This is a genomic window from Shinella sp. Sh6 (genome assembly GCF_055392685.1).
In genome coordinates this window covers 2,519,912-2,545,216 of record NZ_AP044005.1, presented here as the reverse complement: position 1 = coordinate 2,545,216, position 25,305 = coordinate 2,519,912, and the positions used below count along the sequence as shown (strand labels likewise).

25 protein-coding genes are annotated in these 25,305 nt (G+C 65.5%); 12 read left to right on the top strand and 13 right to left on the bottom strand.

The genetic code is table 11. The features are described from left to right. The 9 genes from livM to ACZ5TO_RS12200 all read left to right on the top strand — a co-directional run bounded on the left by livM (position 1) and on the right by ACZ5TO_RS12200 (position 7,166). Positions 1-1,392 (top strand): high-affinity branched-chain amino acid ABC transporter permease LivM, encoded by a 1,392-nt coding sequence (gene livM, locus ACZ5TO_RS12240; protein ID WP_184143829.1) that lies wholly within the window; start codon positions 1-3, stop codon positions 1,390-1,392. Continuing rightward, complete coding sequence (locus tag ACZ5TO_RS12235) at positions 1,392-2,276, top strand: ABC transporter ATP-binding protein (RefSeq protein ID WP_464798274.1); 885 nt, start codon at positions 1,392-1,394, stop codon at positions 2,274-2,276. The genes livM and ACZ5TO_RS12235 overlap by 1 nt, the downstream gene beginning before the upstream one ends. After that, complete coding sequence (locus ACZ5TO_RS12230) at positions 2,276-3,001, top strand: ABC transporter ATP-binding protein (RefSeq protein WP_184143825.1); 726 nt, start codon at positions 2,276-2,278, stop codon at positions 2,999-3,001. The genes ACZ5TO_RS12235 and ACZ5TO_RS12230 overlap by 1 nt, the downstream gene beginning before the upstream one ends. Positions 3,002-3,024: 23 nt before the next feature. Continuing rightward, complete coding sequence (locus ACZ5TO_RS12225; RefSeq protein ID WP_184143823.1) at positions 3,025-3,369, top strand: DUF6867 family protein; 345 nt, start codon at positions 3,025-3,027, stop codon at positions 3,367-3,369. A 112-nt stretch (positions 3,370-3,481) separates the two neighbouring features. Continuing rightward, a complete protein-coding gene (locus ACZ5TO_RS12220) occupies positions 3,482-4,600 on the top strand; it encodes a branched-chain amino acid ABC transporter substrate-binding protein (protein WP_184143821.1) in 1,119 nt (372 codons plus the stop codon). 195 nt (positions 4,601-4,795) lie between these two features. Further along, positions 4,796-5,050, top strand: coding sequence for a DUF1272 domain-containing protein (locus ACZ5TO_RS12215; RefSeq protein ID WP_464798273.1), 255 nt, complete (start codon positions 4,796-4,798; stop codon positions 5,048-5,050). A 16-nt stretch (positions 5,051-5,066) separates the two neighbouring features. Beyond that, positions 5,067-5,483 (top strand): lysozyme inhibitor LprI family protein, encoded by a 417-nt coding sequence (locus tag ACZ5TO_RS12210; protein ID WP_464800386.1) that lies wholly within the window; start codon positions 5,067-5,069, stop codon positions 5,481-5,483. Positions 5,484-5,494: 11 nt separating this feature from the next. Then, positions 5,495-6,115, top strand: a complete 621-nt coding sequence (locus ACZ5TO_RS12205) for a Urease operon accessory protein (protein ID WP_464798272.1) — start codon at positions 5,495-5,497, stop codon at positions 6,113-6,115. Positions 6,116-6,332: 217 nt separating this feature from the next. Beyond that, positions 6,333-7,166, top strand: a complete 834-nt coding sequence (locus ACZ5TO_RS12200; protein ID WP_184143814.1) for a GGDEF domain-containing protein — start codon at positions 6,333-6,335, stop codon at positions 7,164-7,166. A 7-nt stretch (positions 7,167-7,173) separates the two neighbouring features. Here the strand turns inward: ACZ5TO_RS12200 and ACZ5TO_RS12195 are convergent, their stop codons facing one another. The 8 genes from ACZ5TO_RS12195 to ACZ5TO_RS12160 all read right to left on the bottom strand — a co-directional run bounded on the left by ACZ5TO_RS12195 (position 7,174) and on the right by ACZ5TO_RS12160 (position 16,861). After that, complete coding sequence (locus ACZ5TO_RS12195; protein WP_184143812.1) at positions 7,174-7,857, bottom strand: Crp/Fnr family transcriptional regulator; 684 nt, start codon at positions 7,855-7,857, stop codon at positions 7,174-7,176. A gap of 151 nt (positions 7,858-8,008) precedes the next feature. Further along, a complete protein-coding gene (locus ACZ5TO_RS12190; protein ID WP_464798271.1) occupies positions 8,009-11,320 on the bottom strand; it encodes an efflux RND transporter permease subunit in 3,312 nt (1,103 codons plus the stop codon). A 142-nt stretch (positions 11,321-11,462) separates the two neighbouring features. Continuing rightward, positions 11,463-12,665 (bottom strand): efflux RND transporter periplasmic adaptor subunit, encoded by a 1,203-nt coding sequence (locus ACZ5TO_RS12185; RefSeq protein ID WP_464798270.1) that lies wholly within the window; start codon positions 12,663-12,665, stop codon positions 11,463-11,465. Between the two features lie 287 nt (positions 12,666-12,952). Continuing rightward, positions 12,953-13,945, bottom strand: a complete 993-nt coding sequence (locus ACZ5TO_RS12180) for an ABC transporter substrate-binding protein (protein WP_464798269.1) — start codon at positions 13,943-13,945, stop codon at positions 12,953-12,955. Positions 13,946-13,967: 22 nt separating this feature from the next. Further along, the gene (locus tag ACZ5TO_RS12175) at positions 13,968-14,837 is read right to left on the bottom strand and encodes an ABC transporter permease (protein ID WP_184143804.1); all 870 of its coding nucleotides are present in this window, start codon (positions 14,835-14,837) and stop codon (positions 13,968-13,970) included. Then, positions 14,834-15,718 (bottom strand): ABC transporter permease, encoded by an 885-nt coding sequence (locus ACZ5TO_RS12170; RefSeq protein WP_464798268.1) that lies wholly within the window; start codon positions 15,716-15,718, stop codon positions 14,834-14,836. Before ACZ5TO_RS12170 ends, ACZ5TO_RS12175 begins: the two co-directional genes overlap by 4 nt. A gap of 4 nt (positions 15,719-15,722) precedes the next feature. Further along, on the bottom strand, positions 15,723-16,058 hold the full coding sequence (locus ACZ5TO_RS12165; RefSeq protein ID WP_464798267.1) for a hypothetical protein: 336 nt from the start codon (positions 16,056-16,058) through the stop codon (positions 15,723-15,725). Continuing rightward, entirely contained in the window at positions 16,058-16,861 is an 804-nt protein-coding gene (locus tag ACZ5TO_RS12160; RefSeq protein ID WP_184143800.1) for an ABC transporter ATP-binding protein, read from the bottom strand. The genes ACZ5TO_RS12165 and ACZ5TO_RS12160 overlap by 1 nt, the downstream gene beginning before the upstream one ends. 116 nt (positions 16,862-16,977) lie before the next feature. Between ACZ5TO_RS12160 and ACZ5TO_RS12155 the strand changes: the two genes are divergently transcribed. Then, on the top strand, positions 16,978-17,391 hold the full coding sequence (locus ACZ5TO_RS12155; RefSeq protein WP_464798266.1) for a cupin domain-containing protein: 414 nt from the start codon (positions 16,978-16,980) through the stop codon (positions 17,389-17,391). A 218-nt stretch (positions 17,392-17,609) separates the two neighbouring features. On the opposite strand, the gene ACZ5TO_RS12150 is transcribed toward ACZ5TO_RS12155, so the two are convergent. From ACZ5TO_RS12150 to ACZ5TO_RS12140, 3 genes are all read right to left on the bottom strand, one after another. Continuing rightward, positions 17,610-17,987, bottom strand: a complete 378-nt coding sequence (locus tag ACZ5TO_RS12150; protein WP_464798265.1) for a hypothetical protein — start codon at positions 17,985-17,987, stop codon at positions 17,610-17,612. Next, positions 17,984-19,438 (bottom strand): dihydropyrimidinase, encoded by a 1,455-nt coding sequence (hydA, locus tag ACZ5TO_RS12145; protein ID WP_464798264.1) that lies wholly within the window; start codon positions 19,436-19,438, stop codon positions 17,984-17,986. Before hydA ends, ACZ5TO_RS12150 begins: the two co-directional genes overlap by 4 nt. Positions 19,439-19,511: 73 nt before the next feature. Next, complete coding sequence (locus tag ACZ5TO_RS12140) at positions 19,512-20,762, bottom strand: Zn-dependent hydrolase (protein ID WP_464798263.1); 1,251 nt, start codon at positions 20,760-20,762, stop codon at positions 19,512-19,514. A gap of 273 nt (positions 20,763-21,035) precedes the next feature. Here ACZ5TO_RS12140 and ACZ5TO_RS12135 point away from each other — a divergent pair, with 273 nt between their 5' ends. Together ACZ5TO_RS12135 and ACZ5TO_RS12130 are read left to right on the top strand one after the other, a co-directional pair. Next, complete coding sequence (locus tag ACZ5TO_RS12135) at positions 21,036-21,686, top strand: TetR family transcriptional regulator C-terminal domain-containing protein (RefSeq protein WP_184143790.1); 651 nt, start codon at positions 21,036-21,038, stop codon at positions 21,684-21,686. Between the two features lie 109 nt (positions 21,687-21,795). Next, positions 21,796-22,434, top strand: a complete 639-nt coding sequence (locus ACZ5TO_RS12130; RefSeq protein ID WP_464798262.1) for an exopolysaccharide biosynthesis protein — start codon at positions 21,796-21,798, stop codon at positions 22,432-22,434. A 187-nt stretch (positions 22,435-22,621) separates the two neighbouring features. Here the strand turns inward: ACZ5TO_RS12130 and ACZ5TO_RS12125 are convergent, their stop codons facing one another. Next, entirely contained in the window at positions 22,622-23,551 is a 930-nt protein-coding gene (locus tag ACZ5TO_RS12125) for an IS110 family RNA-guided transposase (RefSeq protein WP_464798261.1), read from the bottom strand. Positions 23,552-23,982: 431 nt separating this feature from the next. Further along, the gene (preA, locus tag ACZ5TO_RS12120) at positions 23,983-25,296 is read right to left on the bottom strand and encodes an NAD-dependent dihydropyrimidine dehydrogenase subunit PreA (RefSeq protein ID WP_464798260.1); all 1,314 of its coding nucleotides are present in this window, start codon (positions 25,294-25,296) and stop codon (positions 23,983-23,985) included. Between the last annotated feature and the right edge of the window lie 9 nt (positions 25,297-25,305).

Here is a 25,305-nt window from a genome sequence, read left to right as displayed (position 1 = left end):
ATGTCCAACATTTCGAATACCCATGAGAGCGCCGGCGGGAACCTGACGGCGCGGGCTCTGCGCGAGGGCGTGTTCGCCGGTCTCGTCTCCCTCGGCCTCTTCGTCCTCTTCGTCGGCCTCGAGACCACGCAGAACATCCGCAACGAACTGGTGCTGAACCAGCGCTGGGGCCTGCTTGCGATCTTCGTCGCCGTTGCCGCCGTCGGCCGCTTCCTGATGGTCGCCTATATCCGTCCCCGGCTCGAAGCCCGCAAGGCTTCCGCCTCGGCAAAGCCGGTGACGGAGGAGCAGGAAGGCTTCTTCAGGCGCAACTTCAGCAAGATCGCCATCGCGTTCCTGCTGGTCTACCCGTTCATCGCCGTCGCGATCTTCGGCGTGCAGGGCTCGCTGAAATGGGTCGACAACTTCGGCATCCAGATCCTCATCTACGTGATGCTCGCCTGGGGCCTCAACATCGTGGTCGGCCTTGCCGGCCTGCTCGACCTCGGCTACGTCGCCTTCTACGCGGTCGGCGCCTATTCCTACGCGCTGCTCTCGCAGCAGTTCGGCCTGTCCTTCTGGGCGCTCCTGCCGCTCGCCGGCATCCTCGCCGCCTTCTGGGGCATCATCCTCGGCTTCCCGGTGCTGCGCCTCAAGGGCGACTACCTCGCCATCGTGACGCTCGCCTTCGGTGAGATCATCCGCCTCGTCCTCATCAACTGGACGGACGTGACGCGGGGCACCTTCGGCGTCTCGGGCATTCCGAAGGCCTCCGTCTTCGGCATCTGGTCCTTCGACGTCGGCGCGCCGAACTACTTCGCCAAGGCCTTCGGCCTGCCGATGTCCTCGGCCTATTACAAGATCTTCCTCTTCTATCTCATCCTGGCGCTGGCGCTGCTCACCGCCTATGTGACGATCCGCCTGCGCCGCATGCCGATCGGCCGCGCCTGGGAAGCGCTGCGCGAAGACGAGATCGCCTGCCGCTCGCTCGGCATCAACACGGTGACGACCAAGCTGACGGCCTTTGCCACCGGCGCCATGTTCGGCGGCTTCGCCGGCTCCTTCTTCGCCGTGCGCCAGGGCTTCGTTTCCCCGGAAAGCTTCGTGTTCCTGGAATCGGCGATCATCCTGTCCATTGTGGTCCTCGGCGGCATGGGCTCGCTCGTCGGCATCGCGATCGCCGCGGTGGTCATGGTCGGCGGCACGGAGCTGCTGCGCGAAATGACCTTCCTGAAGGCCATCTTCGGGCCGGACTTCACGCCGGAACTCTACCGCATGCTGATCTTCGGTCTCGCCATGGTCGTCGTCATGGTCTGGAAACCGCGCGGCTTCGTCGGAAGCCGCGAGCCGACCGCCTTCCTCAAGGAACGCAAGGCCGTCTCCAGCAGCTTCACCACGGAAGGGCACGGCTGATGGCGCCCGGGACGAATACGATGACGAACGATCCAATCCTCAAAGTCGAGCATCTGTCGATGCGCTTCGGCGGCCTGATGGCCATCAACGACTTCTCCTTCGAAGCCCAGCGCGGCGAGATCACGGCGCTCATCGGCCCGAACGGCGCCGGCAAGACCACGGTCTTCAACTGCGTGACCGGCTTCTACAAGCCGACCATGGGCATGATCACCATGCGCCAGAAGGGCGGCCGCGAGTTCCTGCTGGAGCGCATGGCCGACTTCGAGATCACCCGCGATGCCAAGGTGGCGCGTACCTTCCAGAACATCCGCCTGTTCTCGGGCCTGACGGTTCTGGAAAACCTGCTCGTCGCCCAGCACAACATGCTGATGAAGGCCTCCGGCTACACGTTCCTCGGCCTGCTCGGTTTTCCGGCCTACAAGAAGGCCTCGGCCGAATCCATCGAGATCGCCAAGTACTGGCTGGAGAAGGCAAACCTCATCGAGCGCGCCGACGACCCGGCGGGCGACCTGCCCTACGGCGCGCAGCGACGCCTGGAAATCGCCCGCGCCATGTGCACGGGGCCGGAATTCCTGTGCCTCGACGAGCCGGCGGCCGGCCTCAACCCGCGCGAGTCGCTGGCGCTCAACGAGCTCCTGCGCTCCATCCGCAAGGACAGCGGCACGTCGATCCTGCTCATCGAGCACGACATGTCGGTCGTCATGGAAATCTCCGACCACGTCGTCGTGCTCGAATACGGGCAGAAGATCTCCGACGGCACGCCGGAGCATGTGAAGAACGATCCGAAGGTTATCGCGGCCTATCTCGGTGTCGAAGATGATGAGGTCGAAGAGGTGATCGAGGAAATCGAAGAGATCGAAGAGACGCAGGGAGGGACGCACTGATGAGTGATGCGCTTCTCAGCGTCAGCGCCGTGGAAACCTACTACGGCAACATCCGCGCGCTCGCCGGTGTCAATGTCGAGGTCAACAAGGGCGAGATCGTCTCGCTGATCGGCGCGAACGGCGCCGGCAAGTCGACCCTCATGATGACCATCTGCGGCAGCCCGCAGGCCCGCTCCGGCACGATCACCTTCGACGGCGAGGACATCACGCGCCTGCCGACGCACATGATCGCGCGCCGGCGCATCGCCCAGTCGCCGGAAGGGCGCCGCATCTTCCCGCGCATGACGGTGTACGAGAACCTCCAGATGGGGGCGAGCCTCGACAACCTGAAGTATTTCGACGAGGACGTGGAGAAGATCTTCACGCTCTTCCCGCGCCTGAAAGAACGCCAGAGCCAGCGCGGCGGCACGCTTTCGGGCGGCGAGCAGCAGATGCTCTCCATCGGCCGCGCGCTGATGGCGCGCCCGAAGCTCCTGCTTCTCGACGAGCCGTCGCTCGGCCTCGCGCCGCTGATCGTCAAGGGCATCTTCGACGCGATCAAGGTGCTGAACGAGGAGCAGGGCCTGACCGTGTTCCTCGTCGAGCAGAACGCCTTCGCCGCCCTGAAACTCTCCCACCGGGCCTATGTGATGGTCAACGGGCAGGTGACGATGAGCGGTTCGGGCAAGGAGCTTCTGGCCAATCCGGAAGTGCGCGCGGCCTATCTCGAAGGCGGCAGGCACTGAGGCGGGTCTAGGGGAGAAAAGACATGCAGGGAATTCTCTACGAAGAACCGTCCATCTGGCAGTTCCTCTTCATCACCATCATCATGGGCGGCTGGACCGCCTGGCGCACGGGCAAGAGCGTGGCGGAGAACTGGCAGAACTACGGGACGCTGGTCGTCTACGTGCTGCTGCTCGGCGTCGCCATCCGCTTCATCCACCACGCGCTCTTCGCCGGCACGATGCTGACGGTGCAATACTATGCCGTGGACACGCTGGTGCTTTTGTTGTTTGCTACGCTCGGCTTCCGCTACTACCGCACGCGGCAGATGACCAACATCTACTACTGGCTCTATGAAAAGGCCTCGCCTTTTTCCTGGAAGTCCAAATAACCAGAGGGAACCCCGTGGCCGGTTCCGGCCACGGCATAACGATATCGGCGCAATGAATGCGGGTGTTGCGGCCGGTTGAAACCAACCCGCTCTAAAATTTGGGAGTAACAATATGAAGAAGTCTCTCATGTCGGCTGTCGCTTTGGCTGCAGTGGTCGCCTTCAGCGGCAGCGCCTGGGCCGACATCCTGATCGGCGTCGGCGGCCCGATTACCGGCCCGAACGCCGCCTTCGGCGCGCAGATCCAGAAGGGCGTCGAGCAGGCTGCTGCGGACATCAACGCTGCCGGCGGCATCAACGGCGAGCAGATCAAGGTCGTGCTCGGCGACGACGTTTCCGACCCGAAGCAGGGCGTTTCCGTCGCCAACAAGTTCGTCGCTGACGGCGTCAAGTTCGTGGTCGGCCACTTCAACTCGGGCGTTTCCATCCCGGCTTCGGAAATCTACGCCGAAAACGGCATCCTGCAGGTTTCGCCGGCGTCCACCAACCCGACCTACACGGAGCGGGGCCTGTGGAACACCTTCCGTACCTGCGGCCGTGACGACCAGCAGGGCGCCGTAGCAGGCTCCTTCATCGCCGCCAACTTCAAGGACGCGAAGGTCGCCGTCCTGCACGACAAGACGCCGTACGGCCAGGGTCTTGCAGACGAAACCAAGAAGTTCATGAATGAAGCCGGCGTCACCGAAGCCGTCTACGAAGGCGTGAACATCGGCGACAAGGACTTCTCGGCCCTCATCGCCAAGATGAAGGAAGCCGGCGTTTCCGTCGTCTACTGGGGCGGTCTGCACACCGAGTTCGGCCTCATCGAGCGCCAGGCTGCCGACCAGGGCCTGAAGGCACAGTTCATCTCGGGTGACGGCATCGTCTCGAACGAGCTGGCCTCCATCGCCGGCGACGCCGTCGACGGCACGCTGATGACCTTCGCTCCGGACCCGCGCAAGAACCCGGCCGCCAAGGAGCTCGTCGAGAAGTTCCGCGCTGCCGGCTTCGAACCGGAAGCCTACACGCTCTACTCCTACGCCGCTCTCCAGGTCATCGCCGAAGCTGCCAAGGCAGCCGGCGGCAACGACCCGCAGGCCGTCGCAGAAGCGCTCAAGGCCAAGGGCCCGTTCCAGACGGCGATCGGCGAACTCTCCTTCGACGAGAAGGGCGACATCACCCGTCCGGACTACGTCCTCTACACCTGGAAGAAGGGTGAAGACGGCAAGTACACCTACTCCGAAAACGAGTAATCACGGTTGACGGAGCGGGCGGCGCATCGACGCCGCCCGGCCGCATCCACCTAGGCCCGGCCTTCGCGCCGGGCTTTTTCGTGGGCGAAGGCAACCGTTGCCGGAAAAAGAAAGTCTTCCGCCATTTCCCGCTTGCGCAACGGCGCGGGCATGCCGAAAGTCCGGATATCCGGGAGCGAAGGGAGAGGTGGAAAAATGCTCGAACTCAGGCCGAACTGCGAATGCTGCGACCGCGATCTTCCGCCCGAAAGCCCCGAGGCGATGATCTGCACGTTCGAATGCACCTTCTGCGCCGATTGCGTGGCGAACGTCCTTTCCCATACCTGCCCCAATTGCGGCGGCGGCTTCGCGCGCCGGCCGGTACGGCCCGCCGCCATGCTGGCGAAATATCCGGCATCGGCCAGGAGGGTGCTGAAGGCCGAAGGCTGCAAGCCTTCGCGGGCGGCGTGACATGACCCTGCGCCCGTTGCTTCCTGCCGTCTGCGCCGCTCTCCTGTTCCTGCCCACTCTTGCCATGGCCCAGAACGACGAGCCCGAGGTCGACTGCGAGAACGCCACCACGCAGATGGAGATGAACATCTGCGCCGGCCGCGATTACCAGGAGGCCGACGACGAGTTGAACGCCGCCTACAGGAAGGCCGTCGCGGCGGCGGAGACCATGGACGGCGAATTGAAGGACATGGACGAGCAACTCGTCGGCGCAGTCGATGCCCTGAAGCGCGGCCAGCGCGCCTGGATCGGCTATCGCGACGGCCAGTGCGACCTCGCCGGCTTCGAGGCGCGGGGCGGCTCCATGGAGCCCATGCTGGTTTCCGGCTGCCTTGCGGACCTGACGCGCAAGCGCACGGCCGAGCTGAAGGCCTTCTACGAGCCGGGCGACTGAGGACGCACGCCATGCCCCGCAGCATCGTCATCGTCGGCAATGGCGCCGTCCCCGAGGGACTGGCCGGGACCATCGATGCCGCCGACCTCGTGATCCGTTTCAACGGCTGCCGCTCGGCGGGCCCGGGCGGCACGAAGACGGATGTCGTCGCCGTCTGCAACACGGGCCGGCCCGCGCTGGAGATGCTTGCCGGCGGGCGCTGGAAGACGAGCGCGACGGTGCGGCAGGCGCGGGAGATCTGGTGCGTGCGCACGGCCGAGATGTTCGCCGCCATGCGCGCACCACTCGCCGTCAGCCATCCCGACCTCGACGATTTCTGCGACGACTACACGGCCGGCTTCCGGGCCTTCGCGAGCGCCACCGGCCGGCGGCTCGCCATCGTTCCCGCGGAGGTCCACCGCCGCCTCGACCTTTCGCTCGCCGCCTTTGCGCCCGAGCCCTACGTGGTTCCGAGCTCGGGGCTGATCGTCATCGCCCATGTGCTGGAGAATATCGCCGCGGCGGGCGACCGCGTGTCGCTCGCCGGCTTCGGCCATGAGGGCTGGCAATGGCATCCGTTCGCCGCCGAGCGGCGCTGGGTGGAGGAGCGCATCGCCGCCGGCCGGCTCGACCGGCTGCATCCGCCTGCGTGAAAAGCGGACATGCTCCCCAAGAAGTCCCGCATCGAAACGGGACAGTTAAATTTCTACTTATTGAATTAGGCGTCTCTGAAAGAAAATGCCGTAAGGTCTGCGTGAATACGGGTGCATTCCGCCGGGCGGCAACGGGGATGCGCTCATGGTGCGGCATGATTGCAATTTCCGCGCGGCACGCCCGCGCCTCTTCGGAAATTGCCCTGTGGAGAGATTGATGCGTGGCAGGCTGGCCCTCTGGCTGAGGGCGCAGATCGAGCTTGGCGTTCTTGAAACGAAGTCGGATATCTCGACCTTCGTTCTCAACACCGTCCTCGTCGCGACCACGCTTGCGACCGCCTCCTACCTGATGGGGGCGGCGATCCTCGCGCATTTCGGGCTTCTGCCTTATTCGCTGCGCGCGGCCATCGGCTTCGGCGGTTCCACGACCATCGTGATCGCCGCCAGCGTCACGACGCTGCTTGCCTGGCTGATCGGCACGGCGATGCACGAGCTTTCCCTGTCACGCGCCGAATTCGAGCGGCGCAGCCGGCTGGATGCGCTTTCGGGCCTCTACAACCGCCGGGCCTTTATCGAGGCGCTGGCCGAAACCGACATAGCCGGCTTCTTCGTGCTGTTCGACATCGACCGCTTCAAGGCCGTCAACGACCGGCACGGCCATGCCGTGGGCGACGCGGCCATCGTCGCGGTCGCGGAGGAACTGCGGCGGGTCTTCGTGCCGGGCCATCTCGTCGGGCGGTTCGGCGGCGAGGAATTCGCCGCCTTCATCAAGAGTTCGGACCGCAGCGATTGCTATCTCCTCGTCGAGGAGGCGCGCCGCTCGGTCGCCGACCGGCGTGTCGCGAGCGGCGAGGCGTCGCTTGCCGTCACGCTCTCGGCGGGGATCGCCAACCGGCCGGCCGGCCGCTCCTTCGAATCCGTCTATGAGGGAGCCGACCGAGCGCTCTATCTGGCAAAGTCCTTCGGCCGCGACCGGACCGTCCACGAGGACGAGGGCGAGCAATTGCTGGCCCCGAGCCGCAGGGCGGCGGCGAGCGGCCGCCGGCGATAAGGCCGGCTCAGACCCGGCGGAGCGCCTCGGGATCGGTGATCTGGACGAGGCGGCCGCGCACGTTGACGCCGTGGTTCCGCAAGAGGGAGAAGGCGCGCGACAGGGCTTCCGGGGCGAGCCCCAGCTTTCCGGCCAGCAGGCTCTTCTGGTAGGGCAGGCGGAAGGAGACGGCCCTGCCGTCCGGCGCGCAATGGCTGAGGAGGTAGCGCGCGACTCGCTGCGGCGCCGTGTGCAGGCGGTCGTCGGCAAGGCTTGCGAAGACCCTGGAAAGCTGCGCGGACAGGGCATTGGCGAGCGCCGTGCACAGATCCGTGCGGCGGCTTGCGATCTCGCGCACGCGCTTGAGGTCGAAGCGGGCGATCAGCGACGGCTCGGCCGCCTGGGCGGTCACGGCATAGCGGCTGCCGTCGAGCAACGCGCTTGCGCCGATCAGGTCGCCGGGGCCGTAGAGCTCCACGTCGGCCTCCCGGCCGTCCGGATCGAGCTTGTAGAGGCGGACATAGCCGGAGAGAACGCAATGCAGCATGTCGGCCGGCTCGCCTTCGCGGAAGAGGATCTGGCGCGCAGGCAGGTTGCCGATCACCGCGATCTCCATCATCGCCGCGACGCTTTCCACGCCGAGCGCGGAAAGAAGGCCGGAGTTCAGCAGGGTTTCACGCTCCCGGGCACCGGGTTTCATCAGCCTGTTCATCGATCTCACTCCATGCTCCCGCAGGCATCGTTCGCTCTTCGATTGGAGAACGATAGCCGAGGTCGGGCAAGCGTGATTTGATTTCGATCAATGAAGAAAGCGGTCGGCGCGGGGTGACCGCGCCGGCCGCTGCTATTCCGTGGCGGCGCCTTTACTCGGCGGCGAGCGTCGAATGGTGCACCACGCTGAAGGGCTTTCGCTCACCGGTGCGCTTCTCCAGCGTCTCGATGCGCTTTTCCAGATCGCTGACGTCGCGCGCGGTCTCGCCGGCAAGGCGGGTGAGGTCGGCGGGCTCCATCGCCTCCGGCTCCTTCTCCTTCTTTCCGACGAAGCGGCCGAAGACCCAGCCGAGCAGGCGCGACAGGTCGTCCATGATCAGGAAGAAGGACGGCACGACGACGAGCGAGAGCACCGTCGAGACGATGATGCCGCCGATCACCGCGATCGCCATCGGCGAGCGGAAGGCACCGCCTTCGCCAACGCCGAGCGCCGAGGGCAGCATGCCGGCCGACATGGCGATGGAGGTCATGACGATGGGGCGGGCGCGCTTGCGGCCGGCCTCGATCATCGCCTCGACCCGCTCCATGCCGTGGCGGCGCATCTCGATGGCGAAGTCGACCAGCAGGATCGCGTTCTTCGTCACGATGCCCATCAGCATGAGGATGCCGATGAGGACGGGCATGGAGAGCGCGTTCTGCGTGAGGATGAGCCCGGCGGCCACGCCGCCGATGGCGAGCGGCAGCGAGAGCAGGATGGTGAAGGGCTGGATCACGTCCTTGAAGAGCAGGATCAGCACCATCAGCACCAGAAGCAGGCCGAGCAGCATGGCATTGCCGAAGGACTGCTGCATCTCCGCCTGGATCTTCGCGTCGCCGCTTTCGGCGAACTGCACGGTCGGCGGCATGTCGATGCTGTTGGCAATCTCCTTGAAGCGGGCGGTGGCGGTGTCGAGCGCCACGTCCGGCTTCAGGTCGGAGCCGATCTCCACGACGCGGTTGCGGTTGTGCCGCTTCACCGAGCTCGGGCCTTCCGAATAGGCGATGTCCGCGACGGAGGAGAGCGGCACGAACTGGCCGCCGGCCGCCTGGACCTTCAGGTTGCGGATGGCGGCGAGATCGGTGCGGAAGCTGCGGTCGAGCTGCACGCGGATGGGGATCAGCCGGTCGTCCAGCGAGACCTTGGAGAGCTGCGAGTCGATGTCGCCGATGGTGGCGACGCGCACCACTTCGGCGATCTGCGAGGTGGTGATGCCGAGGCGGGCCATCTCGTCGTCGCGCGGGTGGATCTGCAGCTCCGGCCGCGGCAGCGAGCCTTCCGAGCTGACATTGGCAAGGGCCGGATCGGCGCGGAGCTTGGATTCGAGGAGCGCGACGGTGTTGTTGAGGTCCGCCTCGTTGTTGGAGAGCAGGTTGAACGCAAGGTCACGCTCGCCGCGGTCGTTGAGCTTGATGATGCGCACGTCGGGAATGTCGCGCAGGCTCGCGAAGATCTGCTTCTCGATATCCCACTGCGGGCGCAGGCGCCCGTGCGCCTCCATCTTCGGCAGGTGCGGGCCGATCAGCGGCAGGCGGCCGAGGACGTCGTTCACCAGCTTGTAGGCCAGCGAATGCTCGAGCTTGTCGAGGATGACCGTCACCGAGGCGCGGCGCAGTTCGAGGTCGCCCTTCGGCGAGGAGCCGCCGAGCACGAAGACGCTCTCAACACCGTCGATGTCCTTGATCCGGTCGTAGATCTGCGTCGTCGTGCGGTCCGTGTCGTTGAGCATCGCATCCGGCGGAAGCTCGATGGAGAGCACGACGCGCGAAGCGTCTTCCGGCGGCATGAAGCTGCCGGGCACGGTGAAGAGCAGGGCCACGGAGGCGACGAGGAAGGCGATGGCGCCGATGAGCGTCGCATAGCGGGCATACCAGGTGCCGGCCGTCTTGCTGACGAGCCAGGTATAGCCGCGCATGAAGCGGCCTTCCTTCTCCTCGCCGTGGCCGTCCGCATCGCCCGAGCGCATGAGATAGGCCGCCATGACCGGCGTGATGAGGCGCGCCACGGTGAGCGAGAAGAAGACCGCGACGGCGACCGTCAGGCCGAACTGGATGAAATACTGGCCCGGAATGCCCGGCATGAAGGAGACGGGCACGAAGACGGCGATGATGGTGAAGGTGGTCGCGATCACCGCAAGGCCGATCTCGTCGGCCGCCTCGATGGCGGCGCGGTAGGGCGTCTTGCCCATGCGGATATGCCGCGCGATGTTCTCGATCTCCACGATGGCGTCGTCGACGAGGATGCCGGTGGCGAGCGTCAGCGCGAGGAAGGAGACGAGGTTCAGCGAGAAGCCGAGCATGTCCATGACGAAGAAGGTCGGGATCGCCGAGAGCGGCAGCGCGACGGCGGAAATCAGCGTCGCCCGCCAGTTGCGCAGGAAGAGCAGCACCACGGCGACGGCCAGCAGCGCGCCTTCCAGCAGCGTGTGAAGCGCGGCCTCGTAGTTGCCGTAGGTGAAGTAGACCGCGTCGTCGACGAGCTGGATGGAGACGTCCGGATTCTGCTTGCGCACGCCTTCGAGCGCCGCGTCGACGGATTCGGCGACCGTCACTTCGCTGGCGCCCTTGGAGCGGAAGACGGCGAAGGTGACGACCGGGTTGCCGTTGAAGCGCGAGAAGGAGCGCGGCTCCTCATAGGTGTCGGAGATCTTGCCGAGTTCGGACAGCCGCACGAAGCGGCCGTTCGGCAGCGCGACCATCGTGTTGGTCAGCTTCTCGACGGAGCGGGCGTCGCCGAGCGTGCGGATCGCCTGTTCGGAGCCGGCGATCTGGCCGCGGCCGGAGCCCGCATCCGCGTTCATGGCGCGGATCTGGCGGTTCACGTCGGCGGCGGTGACGCCGTAGGCTTCCAGCTTGTCGGCATTGAGGTCGACGCGCACCTCGCGGTCGGCGCCGCCGAAGCGGTCGATCTTGCCGATGCCGGGCTGGCCCTGCAGCGCGCGCTTGACCTTGTCGTCGACAAACCAGGAAAGCTCCTCCAGCGTCATGTTGGGCGAGGAGACGGCGAAGGTCTGGATCGCCTGACCCTCGACGTCGATCTTGGTGACGACCGGCTCCTCGACGGAGGCCGGCAGGTCGCTGCGGATGCGGTCGATCGCGTCCTTGACGTCCTGGAGCGCCTGGTTGGTCGGCTTTTCGATTTTGAAGAGGATGGAGGTGACGGAGCTACCGTCGGTGACCGTCGACATGATGTCGTCGACGCCCTCGATGCCGGCGACGGCGTCCTCGATCTCCTTCGTCACCTGCACTTCGAGCTCGGCCGGGGCGGCGCCGCTCTGCGTCACCGTGACGGCGACGACCGGCACGTCGATATTGGGGAACCGCGTGATGGGCAGCGAATAGAAGGACTGGATGCCGACATAGAGCAGCAGGAAAAACGCCAGCAAAGGCGCAATCGGGTTGCGAATGGACCAAGCTGAAAAGTTCATGTCCCCAAAGTCCTCGGTAAGAGACCAGACGTTGCCCGGGCACCGGCCCCGCCGGCTCGCCCGTCATGCCACCGGGCGCCCCGGCCCGGCATTGCCTTCCGCCCGGTTGCGGAGGCGACCCCGCTGTGGCGGAGCCTTCGCGTCATTTCCTGGCCGAAGCCTCTTCGGCATGGACCGGATTGACCCGGTCGCCGTCGCGAACATAGGCGCCGGCCTTGGCGACCACCTCGTCGCCGGCCGAAAGGCCCTTGACGATCTCGATCGCCTGCCCGTCCTGGATGCCGGTCTCGACCGGCACCAGCGTGACGATGCCGTTCTCGACCTTGCGGGCCACCGTCTTGCCGTCGGTCGCCGTGACGGCCGAGAGCGGCAGGGTGAGGCCCTCTTTCTCCGCGGCGACGATCTCGGCGCTGGCGAACATGCCGGCGCGGGCCTTGCCCGGTTCGTCGAAGCGGATGTAGACATGGCCGAGGCGGCTTTGCGGGTCGAGCGTCGGTTCGACGAGGCGGACCTTGCCGGAAAGCCGCGCCGCGCCGCCGGCAAGCGTCACGGTCGCCTTCTGGCCCGGCTCGAGCTTGAGGATGCCGTCTTCGGCGACGTCGGCCTTCAATTCGATCTCGCCGTCGCGGATGACGGTGAAGAGCGGCGAGCCGGAGCCGCTGGCGATCGCGCCGATCTTGGCCGTGCGGGCCGAGACGATACCGGCGACCGGGGATTTCACCGCGGTGCGGGCAAGCTTCAGGTCGATGTCGTCGATCTGCGACTGCGCCACCTTGATGTCGGCCTCGGAGACCGCGATCGCCTGTTCGGCGGAATGGACGCGGGCAAGCGCGGCATCGGCCGCGGCGACGGCCTGGTCGACGGCGGCCTGCGACTGCGAGCCGGACTTGACGAGTTTCTGCGCCCTGTCGCGGGCGCTCACGGCTTCGGCGGCGTTCGCCTTGGCTTCGGCGAGCTGCGCCTTGATCTGCGCGAGCGCGGCTTCGGCCTTGGCGAGCGACGCCTCGGTCTGGCTCTTCTGCAGCACGAGCGCGTCGTCGTTCAGCGTGGCGAGCGTGCCGCCGGCTTCGACCATGTCGCCGACATCGGCTTCGAGCGTGCGGATGGAAAGGCCCTCGACGAGCGGGGTGACGTAGACTTCCTCGACGGCCTGCACCGTGCCGGTCGCGATCACGCGGTCGACGATGGGCCGCATCTCGGCGGCGGTGACGACGATGGCCGGAAGGTTCTGCGCCTGCTGCTGGGGTGCCGCTTCACCCTTCACCGCATCGGCGGCGAAGGCGGGGCTTGCCGCCAGGAGGGCGGCAATGGAAAGAGAAAAAACATTCCGGTGTCCAGAAGCCATAGGCCGAACTTTCCCAAAGCATGAATTTATGAACCAGCGTCCGGGCGTTCTTGTGATTTTCTGGCCGGACCTGCATTTCGTCTGCATGGCGGACACGGAAGAAGCCGCCTGCGGCTCCTCTTGTTCCCCTCGTGCGGTCTATGTAATCGGCGTTTATCAAGCTTACAAGGGGTAACGAAATGGTGCCTCATTATTTTAGTTAACCGGCATTTCCAGCGGGCTTTCCGGCAAAACAAAACGTGCGGGGGGCGAGCCCCCGCACGTTCGGTTCTCCCATGCGAGCGTTGTTACTTCAGCGCTTCGTCGGTGATCTCGTGCGTCCAGGCGCCTTCCGGCTCCTTGGAGATGACCGGGTCGGAGCCGCCGGCCAGCAGCGATTCCACCGTGCGCTTGTAGTCCGCCTCGTCGAGCGCGCCGTTGGAGCCCTCGGTCAGCTTGACGACCTCGCCCATCATGAACTTCTGGTGCGCATCGGTCTGGGCGCCGGTCGAGTCGTTCTCCAGCACGATCTCGGCGGCCTCGTCCGGGTGCTCCTCGGCATATTTCCAGCCCTTCATGGAGGCCCGCACGAACTTGACCATCTTCTCCTTGAAGGCCGGGTCCTTGAGCTTGTCTTCCAGCACGTAGAGGCCGTCTTCGAGCGTGGCGACGCCCTGGTCCTCGTACTTGAAGGTCACGAGGTCCTCCGGCTTGATGCCGGCATCGAGCACCTGGCCGTATTCGTTGTACGTCATGGTGGAGATGCAGGCGGCCTGCTTCTGGATCAGCGGATCGACATTGAAGCCCTGCTTGAGGACGGTCACGCCATCCGGCCCGCCCTCGGTCGGGATCTTCAGGTGGCTCATCCAGGAGAGGAACGGATATTCGTTGCCGAAGAACCAGACGCCGAGCGTCTTGCCCTTGAAGTCGTCGGGGCTCTTGACGCCGGATTCCTTGAGACAGGTCAGCATCATGCCCGAGGACTTGAAGGGCTGGGCGATGTTGACGAGCGGCACGCCCTTTTCGCGCGTGGCAAGGGCAGACGGCATCCAGTCGACGATGACGTCGGCGCCGCCGCCGGCGATCACCTGCGCGGGGGCGATGTCCGGGCCGCCCGGCTTGATCTCGACGTCGAGGCCTTCTTCCTCGTAGAAGCCCTTGTCTTTTGCGACGTAGTAGCCGCCGAACTGGGCCTGGGTCACCCATTTGAGCTGGAGGACCACCTTGTCGGCGGCCCCGGCCTGGAACGCGGCAAGCGAGAAGGCGCTTGCCAGCAGCAGCGATGCGATCTTCGTTTTCATGTCAGTTCCCTCTTTCTTCTTGTTACGCCTGTCCACCGCGGACAGACGGATGCCAGAACGTGACCGCCCGCTCGATGAGCGCGACGATCCCGTAGAAGGCGGAGCCAGCCACCGCGGCGACCGCGATTTCGGCCCAAACCATGTCGACATTCATGCGGCCCACTTCCGTGGAGATCCGGAAGCCCATGCCGACGATGGGCGTTCCGAAGAATTCGGCGACGATCGCGCCGATCAGCGCGAGGGTTGAGTTGATCTTGAGGGCGTTGAAGATGAAGGGCCAGGCAGCCGGCAGGCGCAGCTTCACCAGCGTCTGGAACCAGTCGGCGGCATAGGTGCGCATAAGGTCGCGCTCCATGTGGCTGGTCGCGGCAAGGCCCGACACTGTGTTCACCAGCATGGGGAAGAAGGTCATGATGACGACGACGGCGACCTTGGATTGCCAGTCGAAGCCGAACCACATGACCATGATGGGGGCGACCCCGATGACCGGCAGCGCCGAGACGAAGTTGCCGAGCGGCAGCAGGCCCTTCTGCAGGAAGGGCGAGCGGTCGATGAGGATGGCGACGAGGAAGCCGAGCCCGCAGCCGAGCGCATAGCCGACGAGCACGGACTTGAGGAATGTCTGGCGGAAATCCGCCCAGAGCGTCGGCACGGAGCCGATCAGCCGGCCCCAGATCATGCTCGGTGGCGGCAGCAGCACCGAGGGCACATTGAAGCCCCGGACGATGCCTTCCCACAGCACGAGGATGGTGGCGCCGAAGATCAGCGGCACGGCAAGGCGCGCCGCGCGGTCGGCGGCGGGATTGCGGAATTTCCGCCGCACGAGCCATTCGTTGAAGGCCCAGGCGGCGAGCCAGAAGACGACGGCGGCGATCAGGATGGAAAGGTTCATGCCCGTGCCCCCATGCGCTTGAGGACGAGATTGTGCGCGATGCCGACGACGATGACGAGCAGCGCCGCCACGCCCGCCGCCATGAAGAGCGCCGCCCAGATCTGCACCGTCTGGCCGTAATAGGAGCCGGCAAGAAGCCGCGCGCCGAGGCCGGCGACGGCGCCCGTCGGCAGTTCCCCGACGATGGCGCCGACGAGCGAGATGGCGACCGCCACCTTCAGCGAGGTGAAGAGATAGGGCATGGAAGCCGGCCAGCGCAGCTTCCAGAAGGTCTGCATCGCCGAGGCGTTGTAGGTATGCATCAGGTCGAGCTGGATCTGCTCGGGGCTGCGCAGGCCCTTCACCATGCCGACGACGATGGGGAAGAAGGAAAGATAGGTCGAGATCAGCGCCTTCGGCATCAGGCCGGAAATGCCGATGGCGTTCAGGACGACGATGATCATCGGCGCGATGGCGAGGATGGGGATCGTCTGGCTGGCGATGACCCAGGGCATCAGCGAGCGGTCCATGGCGCGGTTGTGCACGATGGCGATGGCGAGCAGGATGCCGAGCGCGGCGCCCATGGCGAAGCCGAGCAGCGTCGCCGAAAGCGTGATCCAGGCATGATAGACGAGGCTGCGCTTGGAGGTGATCGCCTTGTTGACCGTCGTGTCCCAGAGTTCTGCGAAGACCTGGTGCGGCGCCGGCAGCACGGGCCGCTCCTGCATCATCGTCTTCGGCAAGAGCTCCATGAAGCCGATCGTCCCGCCGGCCCGCGCGGCCGTGTCATGCTCGAACGGCGCGTTGAGCACGACCACGAAGACGTACCAGAGCGCAAGGAGGGCGAGCAGCACGGTGCATATCGGCAGCAGGCGGTCGCGGAGGAAGCGTGTCTCGCCCATGGGTTCAGCTCCGCGCCGGGGAGGGCAGCAGCATCAGCCCCATGGAAACGACGCCGAGGGCGACGCCCGCAAGCTGCGTGCCGGAAAGCCGCTCGCCGAAGACGAGGAAGGCGATGACGTTGATGACGAGAAGCTGGGTGACCGCCGAAAGCGAAACGGCAAGCCCCATCCCGCCCTCGCGCATCAGCCTCAGCATCATCAGGTTGCCGACGATATAGAGCGCCATGGAAAGCAGCAGGTAGAGAATGTTCACGGAGCCGACATAGGCACGCGAGGCCGTCGCCGCGCCGATGAAGACGGCCGTCGCGCCGAACAGCCAGACGACGAAGGAGAGCTTCATCACGCGTGCTCCTCGTAGCTGTGGCCGGCGCGCAGGCCTTCGCGGACGCGGTGGGCGATTTCGAGGAATTCGGGGGTCTCGCGGATGCCGAGGGGGCGGTCCTTCGGCAGGGGCGATTCGATGATGTCGGTGACGCGGCCGGGGCGGGGGCTCATGACGACGATCTTCGTCGAGAGATAGACCGCCTCGGGGATGGAATGGGTGACGAAGCAGATGGTCTTCCGCGTTGCGGCCCACAGCTTCAGGAGCTGCTCGTTGAGGTGGTCGCGCACGATCTCGTCGAGCGCGCCGAACGGTTCGTCCATCAGGAGGAGATCCGCGTCGAAGGCGAGCGCCCGGGCGATGGAGGCGCGCTGCTGCATGCCGCCGGAAAGCTGCCAGGGATATTTCTTGCCGAAGCCGGAGAGGTTCACGAGGTCGAGCGTGCGTTCGATGCGCGCCTGCCGCTCCTCCTTCGAATAGCCCATGATCTCCAGCGGCAGGGCGATGTTCTTCTCGATGGTGCGCCAGGGATAGAGCGCGGCGGCCTGGAAGACATAGCCGTAGGCGCGCTGCCGGCGGGCCTCTTCCGGCGTCATGCCGTTGACGGTGATCGTGCCGGAGGTCGGCTTTTCGAGGTCGGCGATGACGCGCAGGAACGTCGTCTTGCCGCAGCCGGAGGGGCCGATGAAGGAGACGAAATCGCCCTTGCCGACCGAAAGGTCGACGCCGGTCAGCGCGGTGACGGGGCCGTCGGCGGTCTGGAAGGTGAGGCCGAGATCTCTTGCGGAAACGACGGTATCGGACGGGGGCATGCTGGTCATCCTCCGGCGCCTCGCACGGCGCGGTTTTCGGCAGACTGCATGTCCATTCCCGGCATTGCAATCGGCATTGTCTGGCGTATCACTTTGGGCACGGAATTCTTGACCTGGAGGCTGGGATGGCGATGGAGACGAAGGCCGAATGCCGGGTGGTGCGCCCGGGCGGCACCTATGACGGCAAGCAGGGGTTCAGCTATTTCGAGGGCATCGCCCGCGAAACGGTGGGCGCATCCGGCATCTGCATGCACCTTCTGACGATCCCGCCGGGCGGACGGGCGAAGGCGCATATGCACGAGCGCCACGAGACGGCCATCTACATGCTCTCGGGCGAGGCGCATACCTGGTACGGCGAGCGGCTGGAGAACCATGTCGTCGTCAGGGCGGGGGAAATGTTCTACATCCCCGCCGGCGTGCCGCATCTGCCGGCCAACCTTTCCGATGAGCCGGCGTCGGCGGTCATCGCCCGGACAGACCCGCACGAGCAGGAGAGCGTGGTGCTTCTGCCGCATCTGGAGGCGCTGGTTGAGATTTAGGAGGCAGCGGGCGTAAGTACCCCCCTCTGTCCTGCCGGACATCTCCCCCACAAGGGGGGAGATCGGAAAATGGCACCGGCTTCCCGAGACAGCATCCCGTTGCTTGCGGAGATCAGACAGCTTCCCCTGAAGGGAAGGCGCTGCCACCAGCCAATCTCCCCCCTTGTGGGGGAGATGTCCGGCAGGACAGAGGGGGGTATATGCCGCTCGCCCACCTTTCATGACCTGCACCGCATCAGCGGTCCCCAGCGCGTGCCGTCCGGGAGGCCGACGGTGTAGCCGCCGCTGTCGGGCGTCAGCGTCATCTCGGTGGGCGTCGTCTCCTCGGAGCCTTCCTCGTGGCATTCGGCGGCGACCTTCGACGCACCGCCGACGGATTTGCCCTCTCCCTTGAATTCGCAATAGGAAACGGCGGTGGTCACGCCCTTTCCGTCGAGCAGGAAGAAGATGTCGGCGCCCGAGGATTCCCCCGTCTCGGCATAGCGGCAGCCTTCCTTGTCGCCGTATTTTCCCTCGACGATATCGGCCGCGCCCGCCGGTCTGGCGAGCGCGATGCCGAGGAGAAGGGCGGGAGCGAGGCGGCCGGCGCGCTTCATACGCCGCTCGCCGGAATGCCGCTGCGCTCGACCTTGCGCGGTGCGGTGATCTCCTTCCAGGTCGAGAGCGCCTTGTTGACGGCCGCGAAGGGCTCGCGCCTGACGAACTGGCCGTGACCCTCGCGGGTCTTCACCGTCGCCTCCTCGACGGCGACAACGCCGCGTGTCAGCGTGTAGCGCGGCAGGCCTGTGACCTCCTTGCCCTCGAAGACGTTGTAGTCGATGGAGGACTGCTGGCTCCTAGCCGAGATGGTCTTGGAGCGCTTCGGATCCCACACGACGATATCGGCATCGGCGCCGACGAGGATCGCGCCCTTCTTCGGATAGACGTTGAGGATCTTGGCGATGTTGGTGGAGGTGACGGCGACGAACTCGTTCATCGTCAGCCGTCCGGTGTTGACGCCGTGGGTCCAGAGCATCGGCATGCGGTCTTCGAGGCCCCCGGTGCCGTTCGGAATCTTGCGGAAGTCGCCGACGCCGGTGCGCTTCTGGTCGGTCGTGAAGGCGCAATGGTCGGTGGCGACCACCTGCAGCGAGCCGCTCGCAAGGCCCGCCCAGAGCGAATCCTGGTGCTGCTTGTTGCGGAAGGGCGGGCTCATCACGCGGCGGGCGGAATGGTCCCAGTCCTTGTTGAAATATTCGCTCTCGTCGAGCGTCAGGTGCTGGATCAGCGGCTCGCCGTAGACGCGCATGCCGTTCTGCCGGGCGCGGCGGATCGCCTCGTGCGACTGCTCGCAGGACGTATGCACGACATAGAGCGGCGCGCCCGCCATGTCGGCGATGATGATGGCGCGGTTCGTCGCCTCGCCCTCGACCGACGGCGGACGGGAATAGGCGTGGCCCTCCGGCCCGTTGTTGCCCTCGTCCATCAGCTTCTGCTGCATGGCGGCGACGACGTCGCCGTTTTCCGCATGGACGAGGGGCAGCGCGCCGAGCGCGGCGCAGCGCTGGAACGAGGCGAACATCTCGTCGTCGTTCACCATCAGCGCGCCCTTGTAGGCCATGAAGTGCTTGAAGGTGTTGATGCCTTTTTCCTCCACGATGGTCTTCATCTCGTCGAAGACCTGCTCGCCCCACCAGGTGACGGACATGTGGAAGGAATAGTCGCAGTTGGCGCGGGTCGACTTGTTGTCCCAGCGCTTCAGCGCGTCGATGAGCGACTGGCCGGGATCGGGCAGGCAGAAATCGACCACCATGGTCGTGCCGCCGGCAAGGCCGGCCCGCGTGCCGCTCTCGAAATCGTCGGCCGAATAGGTGCCCATGAAGGGCATTTCGAGATGCACATGTGGATCGATGCCGCCCGGCATGACATAACAGCCCGCCGCATCCAGCACCGTGTCGCCCGAAAGGTCCGGCCCGATCTCGACGATCTTCCCGCCTTCGACCTTGACGTCCGCCTTGTAGGTGAGGTCGGCGGTGACAATGGTTCCGCCCTTGATGACTGTGCTCATGTTGGTCCGTTCCCTGTCCTGATTTTTCGTGCACGCAAAGCGTGGAGCCGCCCGGCGGACCGGACGGCGGAACTCACTCGGCGATGCCGGCCGTCTCGATCACCGCATGGAGCAGGACGTCGGCGCCGGCGGCGGCCCATTCCTTCGAGATGTCCTCCGCCTCGTTGTGCGAGAGGCCGCCGACGCAGGGACACATGATCATCGTGGCGGGAGCGACCTTGGCGGCCCAGCAGGCGTCATGGCCGGCGCCGGAGATGATGTTCATGTGGCTGTAGCCGAGGTCTTCGGCAGCCTTGCGCACGGTGGCGACCAGCGTCGGGTCGAAGGTGACGGGATCGAAATGGCCGACCGCCTCGACGGAACAGCCGACACCGAGCGCCTCGCAGATCTTCGGCGCTTCCGCCTCGATGCGGGCGCGCATGCCGTCGAGCTTGCCCTGGTCGGGCGAGCGGATGTCGACGGTGAAGACGACCTTGCCGGGCAGCACGTTGCGCGAGTTCGGCGAGAAGAACACCTGGCCGACGCCGCCGACGGCGCCCGGCTGGTTTTCCATGGCGACCGCCTGCACCATTTCAAGGATACGGGCCATGGCAAGGCCTGCATTGACGCGCAGGTTCATGGGCGTCGAGCCGGTATGCGCCTCGCGGCCTGTCAGCGTGAATTCCAGCCACCACAGGCCCTGACAGTGGGTGACGACGCCGATGTCCTTCTTCTCGGCTTCGAGGATCGGGCCCTGCTCGATATGGTATTCGAAATAGGCATGCATCCTGCGCGCGCCGACCTCCTCGTCGCCGACCCAGCCAATGCGCTTCAGCTCCTCGCCGAAGGTCTTGCCCTCCGGGTCCTTGCGGCCATAGGCGTAATCCTGGCTGTGCACGCCGGCGAAGACGCCGGAGGCGAGCATGGCGGGGGCGAAGCGGGCGCCTTCCTCGTTCGTCCAGTTGGTGACGACGATGGGGTGCCTGGTGCGGATGCCGAGATCGTTCAGCGAGCGGACGACTTCGAGGCCGGACAGCACGCCGAGCACGCCGTCGTACTTGCCGCCGGTCGGCTGCGTGTCGAGATGTGAGCCGACATAGACGGGAAGGGCTTCCGGATCTTCGCCCGCGCGCGTCATGAACATGTTGCCCATCGTGTCGACGCCCATGGTGAGGCCCGCGTCGTCGCACCATTTTTGGAAGAGGCGGCGGCCTTCTGCGTCCGAGTCGGTCAGGGTCTGGCGATTGTTGCCGCCGGCGATGCCGGGGCCGATCTTCGCCATGTCCATGAGGGAATCCCACAGGCGGTCCGCGTTGACACGCATGTTCTCGCCGGGTGCGGCCATGTCGTATGCTCCCACGTCTTCGGGCTCTCGAAGCCCTGATTTGTTCCCGTCGGCCGGCGGCGCTCTGTTTGTTTTGCGCCTTCCGTTCAGAGCCGTTGCCTTTACTTGACAACTGTCTGATAATTTGACCGATTGGTAAACATTACAGCTTCCGTAGCGGCACTCAAGCCGAAAAACCAAAAACCTTGAGACCGCGCCCAAGAAAATGGCGGCTGGTTAAACTGGTGAATCTGGCGGCACTTTTCCGGAAGGAGAGGCCGGCGAGGGGGCGACATGGCATTACCGAGGGCGGCGAGAACCCAGCGGCGCACACGCATCCAGGAGGAGAAGGAGGAGCGGATCCTCGAGGCGGCGCTGGAGGTCTTTTCCCTGCACGGTTTCCGCGGTGCGACCGTCGACCAGATCGCCGAGGTGGCGGGCATGTCGAAGCCCAATCTCCTCTACTATTTCCGCACCAAGGAGGCGATGCATCGCGCGCTCATCACCCGCGTGCTCGACACCTGGCTCGATCCGCTGCGCGAGTTCGATGCCGGCGGCAATCCCGTCTCGGAGATCCGCAGCTATATCCGCCGCAAGCTGGAGATGGCGCGCGACTTCCCGCGCGAAAGCCGGCTCTTCGCCAACGAGATATTGCAGGGCGCGCCGAACATCGAGGACGAGCTGAAGGGGCCGCTGAAGGCGCTGGTCGACGAGAAGGCGGAGGTGATCCGCGCCTGGGCGAAGGCCGGCAAGATCGCCAAGTGCGATCCCTACCATCTCATTTTCTCCATCTGGTCGACGACGCAGCACTATGCCGACTTCGACGTGCAGGTGCGCGCCGTGCTGGGGCAGGACCAGGCCGGCGACGGGCGCTTCGAGGATGCCGCGCGGTTCCTCGAACAGCTCTTCGTCACGGGCCTCGGCATCAGCGAGCAGCCGGCCTGACGTTTCCGCTACGCTTCGTCAAGGAAGTCTTCCTATGCTCCCGCGGCGGCATCCCCGCAGGAAAGCCGCAATCGCCCGGCATAGGCGTCCGGCAGCAGGAAGGGACTTCATGACGACGGCCATCGGCTTTACGGATACGGACCGCAAGACGAGCGAACTGCTCGAGGACATCATCCATTCCATCAAGGACGAGCACGTCACGCTGCGCGACCTTCTGGCGATGATGGGCGAAAGCGGGCTGCTGCTGCTGTGTGCCCTCCTGTCGCTGCCCTTCCTCTTTCCGGTCTCCATTCCGGGCGTCTCGACGGTGTTCGGCGCCGGCATCGTGCTGATCAGCGCGGCGATCACGTTCAACCGGCTGCCCTGGCTGCCGCAGACGCTGGCCGACCGGCGGCTGGAAAGCGGCAGGCTGAAGCCGGTGTTGCAGCGCGGTGTCACGATGCTGCGCCGGTTCGACCGCTTCTTCAAGCCGCGCCTGATGGGGCTTGCCTCCGGTGCCGTGGTGAACCGCATCAACGGCCTCGTGCTGATGGGGGCGGGGCTCCTGCTGATGGCCCCGCTCGGCCTCATTCCCTTTTCCAACACCCTGCCGGGCATCGCCATCCTGCTGCTTGCCGCCGGCATCTCGCAGCGCGACGGGCTGGTGGTGCTCGCCGGCCATGTGATGGTCGTGCTGACGATCGTCTATTTCGCGGGGCTGGCGCTGCTGGCCTATGGGGCGGGGCAGAGTTTCAGCCTGTTCGGATAATCTGGTCGGCGCTTCGCTCCCGCCGATAGTCGGCACAACTCCGTCTTCATCAACTCAACCTCCCCTCCATCCAATTCCACCTCTCCTTCGTCATCCTCGGGCTTGACCCGAGGATCCATGCCACAAAGCAGAGCCGTTCCGTGGGGGTGGATCCTCGGGTCAAGCCCGAGCAACTGTGTTTGTGATGTCAAGTACGCACTGGTTTGTTGTCCCTGATAGCGGCATTGAGCGTGACGAGCAGGCGCCTTGCTATTGCGATGAGGACGAGTTTGGCGGGCTTTCCCTTTTCGCGCATGGCCTTGGCGATCGCCTGGAAGGGACCCGAGCGGCAAGCGGCCAGGGCTGCCATGTAAAGAGCGTCGCGAACCCGCTTCCGCCCGCCCCAGATACAGCGCCTGCCCCGCAGGTTGCCTGAATCGCAGGCGATCGGCGCCAGCCCGGCAAGGGCGCTGATGGCCCGCCGGTTCCGCTTGCCCAGTTCCGGCATGTGGGCAAGCAGGACCCTTGCCGTGACAGGCCCGATGCCCGGTGCCGAGCGTAGGATGGCCTCCTCCTGCAAAAGGGTGTGCGCCGATGCCAGGAGCGCGTCCATGCGCGCCTGCAGGGCAGCGATCTGGCGGTCGAGCATGTCGATCACCTGCAGGAGGCTTGCCTTCATCCAATCGGCATGGGGCTCGGCCAGACGGATGCGCTCGCTCTTGCGCATCTCCACCAGCTGGTCGCGCCGGTCCATGAGCGCACGCAGTTCCTGCCGTTCCGGTTCGCACGGTTCCTCGTCCGGCAAGGGCATCGCCGCACCGTCGCGGGCCAGCATCATCGCATCGACCCGGTCCGTCTTGGCCAGGAAGCCGGCAGACCTTGCGAACTGGCGGGCCTTGCGCGGGTTGGCACGGTGGAACCGCTGGCCCGCACCATGCAGGTGAAGCCGCAGCGCCCGGTCATAAGGGCCCGTCGCCTCAAGCACGCACAAGCCGCCCTGCCGCTCCAGCAGCTCGACAAGCGCCGCATGCCCCTTGGCGTCATTGGCAAGGCGGTACCGTCGTGCCTGCGGATGGATGTAGCAATCCAGCCAGCCCTTGGAAACGTCGATCCCGATGAAAAAAAATGCTATCGTCATGATGCCCGGCCTTATCCTGCGGGATCGCCGCGTCTACGGCCTCCCGGTCAACTGTTCGGGTGAAGCATGCAAAACGGCAGCGTACCGTGCTCGGACACGGTCTCTGGCGACCTGGGATGACGAGGTACGCTGCCGCAACGCGAACATACAATATTCTCGCGCAATACACAGATAAGGATGACGGAGGAGAGGGGTGTGCATGGGGGGCATAAGGAGAGGCGTACACGCGCCAGGAAGGTGTGCACCACGAGAAGCGTGTACGACCAGAGTGCATGTAGCGGGCGCACGATGAGGGATTTGCGTGACGCTGAGAAGTATGCGCTACAGCGGTAAGGGTATGCCGGAGGCCACAAGCGGGTTGCGCCCGGCCGGTGCCGTGCCTCCTTGCGAAGGCAGACGGGAGGCCGGGGCGGTGGCCCCGGCCTTTCCGTTCATTCCGCGGCCTGCCGTGCCATCGGGTTGTTCGGATGGGTCGTCCAGTTGGCGTAGTTGGGGTCGACCAGCTTGCCGGTGCGCTGGTCGAGCGTGCCGGGTTCGAGGCCCACCATGGTGATGCAGTTCTCGACGGGGCAGACGTTGACGCAGAGGTTGCAGCCGACGCACTCGTCCTCCATCACCTCGAAATGCCGGACGCCGTCGACGAACTGCGTGATCGCCTGGTGCGAGGTATCCTCGCAGGCGATGTGGCAGCGGCCGCATTTGATGCAGGCATCCTGGTCGATATGGGCTTTGGCGATGTAGTTGAGGTTGAGGTACTGCCAGTCCGTGACGTTCGGCACGGCGCGGCCGATGATGTCGTCGAGGTTGCGGTGGCCCTTGGCGTCCATCCAGCTCGAAAGGCCGGTGATCATCTCCTGCACGATCTTGAAGCCGTAGGTCATGGCGGCGGTGCAGACCTGCACGTTGCCCGCGCCGAGCGCCAGGAATTCGGCCGCGTCCCGCCAGGTGGTGATGCCGCCGATGCCGGAGATCGGCAGGCCGTAGGTCTCCGGGTCGCGGGCGATCTCGGCCACCATGTTGAGCGCGATGGGCTTGACCGCCGGGCCGCAATAGCCGCCGTGCGAGCCCTTGCCGCCGACCGTCGGGTTGGGCGCGAAACTGTCGAGGTCGACGGAGACGATGGAGTTGATCGTGTTGATCAGCGAGACCGCGTCGGTGCCGCCGGCCTTCGCCGCGCGGGCGGGCTTGCGGATGTCGGTGATGTTCGGCGTCAGCTTGGTGATGACGGGCATGCGCGTATACTGCTTGCACCAGCGCACGACCATCTCGATATATTCCGGCACCTGGCCGACGGCGGCGCCCATGCCGCGCTCGGACATGCCGTGCGGACAGCCGAAGTTGAGCTCGATGCCGTCGGCACCGGTTTCTTGCACCAGCGGCAGGATCGCCTTCCAGCTCTCCTCCTCGCAGGGCACCATGATCGAGGCGACCAGCGCCCGGTCGGGCCAGTTCATCTTTACCTGCTTCATCTCGGTGAGGTTGGTGTAGAGGTCGCGGTCGGTGATGAGCTCGATATTGTTGAGGCCGAGAAGCCGGCGGTCGGCGCCCCAGATCGCGCCGTAGCGCGGGCCGTTGACGTTGACGACCGGCGGGCCTTCCTCGCCGAGCGTCTTCCAGACCACGCCGCCCCAGCCCGCCTTGAAGGCGCGCTCGACATTGTAGGCCTTGTCGGTCGGCGGCGCGGAGGCGAGCCAGAAGGGATTGGGCGACTTGATGCCGACGAAATCGTTGCGAAGATCAGCCATGTCTCATCC